General features: G+C 73.6%; 3 protein-coding genes. 1 reads left to right on the top strand and 2 read right to left on the bottom strand.

What is annotated here, in order from left to right; genetic code table 11:
* On the top strand, positions 1–938 hold a 938-nt coding region (locus tag VB737_RS06780; RefSeq protein ID WP_500312170.1), incomplete at its 5' end, for a glycine betaine ABC transporter substrate-binding protein.
* On the opposite strand, the gene VB737_RS06775 is transcribed toward VB737_RS06780, so the two are convergent.
* Positions 908–1,432, bottom strand: coding sequence for a universal stress protein (locus VB737_RS06775; protein WP_500312169.1), 525 nt, complete (start codon positions 1,430–1,432; stop codon positions 908–910). The two genes, VB737_RS06780 and VB737_RS06775, sit on opposite strands and share 31 nt — an antisense overlap.
* Before the next feature lie 31 nt (positions 1,433–1,463).
* A partial coding sequence (locus VB737_RS06770) for a hypothetical protein (protein ID WP_500312168.1) occupies positions 1,464–1,924 on the bottom strand: 461 nt, incomplete at its 5' end.

The raw sequence follows: 1,924 nt of genomic DNA, 5'->3' as shown, positions 1-1,924 counted from the left end.
CCCCCGGCCGGCGACGGGCCCTGCGGCTCGCCTGGGGCCTGGCGGGCCTCGCCCTCGGAACCGTGCTGGCCCTGAAGCTGCTGCCGCCCGCCGGCGCCGGCACGGTGCGGATCGGCAGCAAGAGCTTCACCGAGCAGCTGATCCTGGGCGAACTGCTCGCCCAGCAGATCGAGGCCAGCACGCCGCTGAAGGTGCGGCGCGACTTCGGCCTGGGGGGCACCGGCCTGATCCATGCCGCCGTGCGCAGCGGCCGCATCGACGGCTACGTGGAGTACACCGGCACCGCCTGGACCACGCTGCTTGGCCAGTCCCCTCCTGCGCCGGATACGCCCGATCCGGCTCAGGAGGTGTTCGCGCAGACCCGCCGGCTCTACGCCGAGCGCTTCGGGCTCACCGTGTTCCCCTCCCTGGGGTTCGAGAACAGCTTCGCGATCCTGGTGCGCCGATCCGAGGCCCGGCGGCTGGGGATCGCCACGATCAGCGAGGCGGCGCCCCACACCCCCGGCTGGCGGGCGGGCTTCGGCTACGAGTTCCTCAACCGCCCCGATGGCTTCGCCGGCCTGGCCCGCCGCTACGGGCTGCGCTTCGCCGAGCCGCCCCAGGCCATGGACCTGGGCCTCACCTACCGCGCCCTGGCCGAGGGGCGGGTCGACCTGATCGCCGGTGACACCACCAACGGCCTGATCCCCGCCCTCGACCTTCAGCAGCTGCGGGACGACCGCCACTACTTCCCCCCCTACGACGCGGTGCCCGTGTTCAACGCGGCGACCCTGCGGCGGCGCCCGGAGCTGGTGCCCGTGATCGCGGCGCTGGCCGGCCGGATCCCCGCCGCCACCATGCAGCGCCTCAATGCCCAGGTCGACCTCGACGGTCTGGCCATCCCCGAGGTGGTGCGCCGCTGGCGGCTTCAGCAGGCCGGCGCGTCCGGGCCGGACTGACCGGGCGGGTCGCTCTCCCCGGCGGCAGCGGATTCGGGGCGCCGAAACACCAGCACGGGCAGATCGCTGTGGGTCAGCACCCGCTGGGTCTCGCTGCCCAGCAGAAGCCCCGCGAGCCCGCGGCGGCCGTGGGAGGCCATGAAGATCAGGTCACAGCCGTGATCCCTGGCGGTGTCGATGATCGCCTCATAGACGACCGGGTGCTGGCCCACGGCGGTGTCGCAAGGCACGCCGGCCGCTTCGGCGATGGCCCTGGCCCGCTCCAGCAACGTGGCCGCGTAGGCCTGCTCCGCGCGGCTGAACTGCTGCACCATGGCCGGATCGAGCAGCACCGGATCGCCATAGATGGAGGCCTGCGGCGGCATCGCCAGGTTGGCGAGCACATGGAGGAAGGTGATGGTCGCCCCCGTCTCGCTGGCGAAGCTCACCGCCCGCCGGATCGTGCCGTCGGAGAGATCGGAGCCATCGGTGGGCACCAGCAGGTGACGGAACATCGGCCTCGCCTCGCGTGCGCTGGGGTGAGGCTCATGATCGCCCGGCGGGGGCGGCGAAACCCAGGCCGGCCAGGCGTCGCTCCACCCGCCGCGCCAGATCCGGGGCCAGACGGCCCTGATCGAGGGCCGCCAGGTCCTGCCCTCCCCCCGGCAGACGGGCCAGCAGATCCACGGCCGTGGCCGCCAGACCGGGATCGAGGTCCCCGACCAGACAGCGAAGAGCCTGCCGCAGCGCTTCCACCGGCCAGGCCCGAAGCCCCACCGCCAGGCCTTCCAGGGCGGCACGGCGCTGCCGCAGCGGCAGGGGAGCCAGGGCCCGATCCCGCAGAAGCTGGAAATCACCGGGATGGCGCTGATGGCCGAGCAGCGGCAGCAGGACCGCCGCCTGCGCCGAAGCGCTGCTGGCGGGAGCTTCGAGGGTCTGCCGCAGCAGGTCCCGGCAGGGGGGATGGCGGTGGCGACCGATCACCGCCAGCAGGGCGGGGTCAGCCG

The sequence above is a fragment of the Synechococcus sp. BA-120 BA3 genome, from assembly GCF_034931285.1.
Taxonomy (GTDB): Bacteria; Cyanobacteriota; Cyanobacteriia; order PCC-6307; family Cyanobiaceae; genus Cyanobium.
The sequence above is the reverse complement of the archived record's forward strand: the minus strand, read 5'-3'. Positions and strand labels throughout refer to the sequence as shown.